The organism is Streptosporangium nanhuense (assembly GCF_059358815.1).
Genome location: NZ_JCADBG010000035.1, coordinates 60443 through 66757 on the forward strand (window position 1 = coordinate 60443; position 6315 = coordinate 66757).

Annotated in this window: 4 protein-coding genes; 1 reads left to right on the forward strand and 3 read right to left on the reverse strand. The window is 72.5% G+C overall.

The annotated features are described in order from the left end of the window. Positions 1-21 precede the first annotated feature (21 nt). Complete coding sequence (locus tag AC5L38_RS40595; protein ID WP_495248136.1) at positions 22-1386, reverse strand: sensor histidine kinase; 1365 nt, start codon at positions 1384-1386, stop codon at positions 22-24. Between the two features lie 258 nt (positions 1387-1644). Between AC5L38_RS40595 and AC5L38_RS40600 the strand changes: the two genes are divergently transcribed. Then, on the forward strand, positions 1645-2730 hold the full coding sequence (locus tag AC5L38_RS40600; protein WP_495248137.1) for an AF_0692 family protein: 1086 nt from the start codon (positions 1645-1647) through the stop codon (positions 2728-2730). Between the two features lie 237 nt (positions 2731-2967). On the opposite strand, the gene AC5L38_RS40605 is transcribed toward AC5L38_RS40600, so the two are convergent. Continuing rightward, positions 2968-4419 (reverse strand): family 43 glycosylhydrolase, encoded by a 1452-nt coding sequence (locus tag AC5L38_RS40605; protein WP_495248138.1) that lies wholly within the window; start codon positions 4417-4419, stop codon positions 2968-2970. A gap of 67 nt (positions 4420-4486) precedes the next feature. Continuing rightward, positions 4487-6301, reverse strand: a complete 1815-nt coding sequence (locus AC5L38_RS40610; protein ID WP_495248139.1) for a rhamnogalacturonan lyase — start codon at positions 6299-6301, stop codon at positions 4487-4489. Positions 6302-6315: the final 14 nt, after the last annotated feature.

Consider the following 6315-nt stretch of genomic DNA (forward strand, 5'->3'; position numbering starts at 1 on the left):
TTCCCCGGGTTCACGGTGGCTTCACGGTGGCCTTCGGTGGTCCTCGGCGGGGAGGAGCGCGGGGAGGTTCGCCGTGACCAGATACCCGCCCTGCTCGGTGGGCCCGCTCCGCAGGGTGCCGCCGAGCAGGGACACCCGGCGTCGCAGGCCGGCCAGCCCCGCCCGCGATCCGCTGGCCACCAGCGACGGGTCGGCGGGCGCGGTGGGCGCGGTGTTGAGGATCTCGACGCGAATCGCCTCGGCGCGGTACCGCAGGTCGACGGTCGCCCGGGCGCCAGGGGCGTGCTTGCGGACGTTGGTCAGCGCCTCCTGCACCACCCGGTACGCGGCACGGGAGATCACGGGGGACACCGCGCCGGGATCGCCGTCCACGCGCAGCGACGCCCCGGCGCCGGCGGTCAGCCCGGTCAGGCCGGCCAGCCCGGTCGGCCCGGTCGGCCCGGCCGGCTCGACCAGTTCGGCTGGCTCGACCAGTTCGGCCAGTTCGGTCAGGCGGGGCGGGTCGCCGTCCCGGTCGTCCGTGCTCCGTGCCGCCGTCCGGTGGCCGTCCCGGTCGTACGCCCCCCGCGCCGGCGTGACCCGCTCCCCGCTCCGCATGACACCGATGAGATCCCGCAGCTCGACCATGGTCCGGGAGCCGAGGTCCCCGATCCGCTGCGCCGCGGCCCTGGCGGCCTCGTCCTCGGTGGACGTCCGCAGGGCTCCGGCCTGCAGGACGATCTCGGTGACGTGATGGGTGACGACGTCGTGCATCTCGGCGGCCAGGTGCTGGCGCTCGGCCACGATGGCCCTCTCGTTGAGCAGATGCCGTTCGCGTTCGGCGATCTCGATCCGCTCGTGCAGTGACCGCAGCAGTCGCGCCCGCGCCCGCAGGTACATCGCGATCACGGCGGGCAGCACGGCGTAGACCACGCCGACGTAGAGGCCGGTCCAGGTCGGGGCCCACGGCTGGACGTTCAGCAGCGCCAGCGCGCCGACGCAGGCGAAGGCCGTGGGCGTGGGCCGCAGGTAGGCCAGGATCCACACCGCGACGGGCGTCGCCAGCGGCACCGGGCCCGCGAAGAGCGGGTCGGTGGAGGTCAGCAGCCCGGGCGCGGCCAGCGCGGCGACCTGCGCGATCACCGCGCCGAGGACGACGAGAACGCCGGCCGTCCGCGGGCGGCTCAGCGTGAGCGGCAGGATCGCGTCGACGACGAGGTTGAACACCAGCTCGGCCGCCGGCCCCAGCGCTCCGGAGGTCCGCTGTCCCCCGGCGTGGAGCAGCACCTGCAGGCACGCGTAGGCCGCGATGATGGCGAACAGCACGACATGCCCCGCCCGCTCGGAAGCCCGCTCGGAAGCCCGCCCGGGGTCCCGGCCGGGGGCGAGTGCCGATCCTGATGTCATGACCGCCCACCTTCCCCGACAGGGGACGCCGTCACCCCGTCGTGGCGGCCGGAAACCGGGCCGCCGAAGACGCAACCTCGGCGACGTACGACGCAACCCGGTTGCCGGGTCCGCGGGGTCGCCGATCGATAGGTTGGTCGTTGTCCGTACGGCGATCCGGCAGGTCAGCGCGCCGATGCCAGGGGCGTCAGGTCGCGGTCGCACGCAGGTTGAGCCGCCGTTCCCATCGCCGTGAACACCTCTCACAAGGATGTCGGCATGTCCAGGAACACGCACCCGCCCAATCCCGTCCCGCCCCCCGGATCCCGTCCCGAACCGCTCCCCGGATCTCCCGGTGACCGGCCGGGGCCGAAACGGCGGCGATGGGCTCCGATCCTCTCCCTCCTGCTGCTCTCACCGTTCGTGGCGGAGTTGCTGCTCGGCGACGTCGCGTTGACCAGCCTGGGCGTCGTGGTGGCCCTCGTCCCGCTCTACGGCTGCGCGGCACTGCTCATCCGTGAGCTCGCGCGGCGCACCGGCCGGGGCTGGCCCGCGATCGCGCTGCTGGCCGGGGCCTACGGCGTGCTGGAGGAGGGCTTCGCCACGATGTCGCTCTTCAACCCGAACTTCGCCGGGTACCGCCTGCTCGACGAGGCACCCCTGCCGTTCCTGGGCATGGGAGCGCAATGGACGGTCTACGTGCTGTCGCTGCACGTCGTCTGGAGCATCTGCACGCCGATCGCGCTCGCCGAGGCCCTGTTCCCGGACCGGGCACGGGTGCCGTGGCTGCGCACCCGCGGCCTGGTCGTCACGTCCGTCGTCTTCCCGCTCACCGTCGCGCTCTACTGGGCCGGATCGTTCTACGCGGCGGGGACGACCCCCGGGGTGCCGGTGTTCCGGCCCTCCGCGAACCAGATGATCGCGACCGCGGTGGCCGCCGTGGTGCTCGTCCTCGCCGCGTTCGCCGTCCGGCCGAACGGCGCGGTCCCCCGCCCGCCCGGCTTCGTCCCGCCGCCCGTGCTCGTCTTCGCCGGATCGCTGGTGGTGACGAGCGTCGTCCGGCAGGGCACCCACCAGCTGTCCGGCTGGGTGAGCGTCATCGTCTGCCTGTCGGTCGAGGTCGCGGCGGTGGTCGCGCTGTGGTGGTACGGCCGCGGGGGAGGATGGGGTCGCGCGCACGTCCTCGCCGCCGCGTCGGGCGCCGTCGTCACCTACGCCTGGGCGAGTTTCCTCCTGACGCCCATCGTCGGCACGACCGATCCGGTCGTCGCCCGCACCGGCAACGTGGTGTACACGCTGATCGCCGTCGCGATCCTCGCCCTCGCCGTGCGACGCCTCCGCGACACCACGCCGCCCGCGCCTTGACGGGACGTGCCGCCCGTCACCGCGACGGTGGCGGAACCGTCAGGCGGGCGGAACCTTCGGGGCGGTTCGCGGTGTACCAGAGCACGGGCGAACGGCTCACCGCTCCCGCGGGCGTACGCCGTCCGCGCGGGCAGGGCCGCCCGGGGCGGTCCCCGCGCCGGGACCGGAACGCACGCGGAGGCGCGTTCCGGTCCCGGCAGGACGATCGGGTGCGGCCGGGAGAGGGTCTCCCGGCCCTCACTCCTGGACGAAGCTGGCGTTGCCCCGGAAGGTGGCGGTGCCGTCGTCCTGCTCGACCCACACCTGGCCGGAACGGTGCCGCAGGTAGTAGCCGGGGAAGTTGACCGATTCCAGCGAGACCGTGCCGGAACCGGCGAGCCCGGTGCGGCGGGTGAAACTGGCGTCGGCCCTGAACAGGCCGCTGCCGTCGTTGCGCTCCACCCAGGCCTCGTGGTTGCGGTGCCGCAGGTAGTAGCCGGGGAAGTTGGTCGACTCCAGTGACACGGTGCCCGAGCCGGACAGGCCGGTGACGACCTTGAACTGGGAGTCGGCCAGCGGGGAGACGTTCGCCTCCAGGCGGGCCCGGTACTCCCAGTGGCGCACCGCGGAGCCCGGCGTGTCGTAGGACATCAGCCGCACGGGGGTCGCGCCGTCGGGGACCGGGATGCCGAAGTCGGGGGTGCCGTCCGCCCTCCAGTAGACCTTCTGGACGCGGGTACGGCGGTTGGGGTCGTTGAGCGGGTCGCCGGAGATGTCGCGGTAGTTGCGGTCGTGGTAGACGAGGATGTCGCTCTGCCCGTCCTCGGAGGTGGTGAAGGAGTTGTGGCCGGGGCCGTACTGGCCGGTCGAGGCGTTGCTGGCGAAGACGGGGTTGGCGCTCTTGGTCCAGGAGGAGGCCTGCAGCGGGTCGGCCGAGGCGGAGGCGGTCAGCATGCCGACGCAGTAGTTGGCGTCGGTGGCGCTGGCGGAGTAGGTGAGGAAGAGCCGCCCGTTGCGCTGCAGCACGGCCGGCCCCTCGGCGACCTTGAAGCCGCGGGTCTCCCACGCCAGGGTGGGCACGGTCAGGCGGGTGGTGGAGCCGGTGATCGTCCAGGGGTTGGCGCCCATGCGGGCGATGTACAGGTTGGAGTTGGTGGAGATGCCCGGTTCCTGCTGGGCCCAGAGCAGGTAGCGCACGCCGTTCGTGACGAAGGTGGTGGCGTCCAGGGAGAAGGTGTCCCAGGGGGTGGTGATCCGGCCGCGTTCCGTCCAGCCGCCGGTCAGGGGGTTGGCCGCCGAGCTCTCGAGCACGTACATGCGGATCCGCCAGATGTCGTCGGCCCGGCCGGCGGCGAAGTAGACGTACCACTTGCCGTTGATGAAGTGGATCTCCGGCGCCCAGATGTGGGCGCCCATCTCGCCGCTGGTGTGCCTGCGCCAGATGACCGTCTCGGGGGCGCTCGCCAGGCCCTGGACGGTGGTGGCGCGGCGCAGCACGATGCGGTCGTACTCGGGGACGGTCGCGGTGAGGTAGTAGTAGCCGTCGGTGTGGCGGAAGATGTGCGGGTCGGCGCGCTGGGCGGCCAGGGGGTTGGTGTACTGGACGGCGGGTGAGGCGTGGGCGGTGCCCGGCGAGAGCAGGCCGCCGATCATGACGAGCACCGCGGCCAGGACGATCAGCGGCGAGCGGCGCTTGCGCGAGGGGGGCATCAGGCTGTCCTAACGAGTGCAGGGAGCCGCCCGTTTCCGGGCGGCTCCGCGTTCGTGGGATCGGGGGTCAGGGCAGGTAGACCTTCGGCTGGGGAGGGGTGGCCATGCCGTCGCCGATGAAGAAGCCGGGGTGGGGAGGCTGGTTGTAGGCGGTGTTCTGCCAGGCCAGGGCCACCCGGTACTGCGGGTCGTGCAGCAGCGTGTGGATCTTGGTGCTGGTCACGGCCGGCGTGCTGTAGATCCGCAGCGCGGTGTTGCCGGAGGTGGGCCAGACGACCTCCTCGCGCCAGTCGCCGAGCAGGTCGCCCGACAGGGACGGGGTGGACTTGGTGCCGTTGTTGGAGTGCACCCCGGAGGCGGTCAGCAGCCGGGTCTCCCCGCCGGTGCCGTACTTGTCGACGCGGGTCCCGTCCACCAGCTCGCGGACCGGGTCGCCGTCCCACCAGGCCAGGAAGTTGGCGGAGGAGGGGGTGCGGCCGACCGAGGCGCCGGAGGCGTTGTACAGGTTGCCCATGTTGGTGCCCGCGCCCCAGAACTCCGCTCCCGGGCTGCCGGCGTAGACGTCGGCGGCGACGCCGCGGCCCGGTCCCTCCACGCCGTTGTTGTTCGGCCGCTGCCAGACGACCTGCCCGGTGCGGGCGTCGTGCACGTCGGCCGCGGGCTGGTTGCCCGCCTCGTGGATGGTGAACACCTCCAGGCCCGACCGGCCCGGGATCAGGTCGCCCACGTGCAGCGCGTCGCCGTGCCCGAAGCCGGTGCGGTACATGCCGGCGCCGTTGTCGTCGATCGTGGCCGAGCCGTAGATGATCTCCTGCCTGCCGTCGGCGTCCACGTCGGCGACGGACAGCTGGTGGTTGCCCTGCCCGGCGTAGCCGCTGTTGTTCGAGGAGTTGGAGTCGAACGTCCAGCGCCGGGTCAGCGAGCCGTTGCGGAAGTCCCAGGCGACGACGACCGACCGGGTGTAGTAGCCGCGCGCCATGATCAGGCTCGGCCGCTGGCCGTCCAGGTAGGCGGTGCCCGCCAGGAACCGGTCCACCCGGTTGCCGTAGCTGTCGCCCCAGGAGGAGACGGTGCCGCGCCCCGGCTCGTAGTTGACGGTCGACATCGCGGCGCCGGTCTGGCCGTTGAACATCGTCAGGTACTCCGGCCCGCTCAGGATGTAGCCGGAGGAGTTGACGTGGTTGGCGCTCGCGCTGCCGATGGTGGTGCCGCGGCCGTCGACCGTGCCGTCGGCGGTCTTCATCGCCACCTCGGCCCGGCCGTCGCCGTCGTAGTCGTACACCTGGAACTGGGTGTAGTGGGCGCCGGCGCGGATGTTGCGGCCCAGGTTGATCCGCCACAGACGGGTGCCGTCGAGCTTGATCCCGTCGATGTAGACCGGGCTGGTGACCCCGGACTGGGAGTTGTCCTTGGCGTCGTTGGGCTCCCACTTGAGCACCAGGTCCAGCCTGCCGTCACCGTCCAGGTCGCCCGTGCTCGCGTCGCTCGCGGTGTGGTTGCCGCTGGGCGGGCTGATCGGCACGTCCAGGTAGCCGCTGCCGAAGCGCAGTGAGGTCCCCGAGTCGGCCTGCTCGCTGCCGCCGACCACGGCGCGCACGGTGTACGAGGCGTCGGCCGAGGCGCCGGAGTCCAGGTAGTTGGTGGAGTTCGTGACACCGGCGATCTGGGTGCCGCCCCGGTAGACGTTGAACGTGGTGTCGCGGGACTCGTTGCCCAGCAGGCGCCAGGACACCAGGTTGCCGCTGCCGGAGCGCACGCTGATCAGGCCGCGGTCCAGGTCCTCCATCTGCTTGGCGTCGCCGGGGACCGGGTCGGTGCCGCCGCCGAGCTTCACGAGCTGCCACTGCTGGTTGGCGCCGCCGAGGTCGGTGTACTGCGACAGCCGGCCGCCGTCGG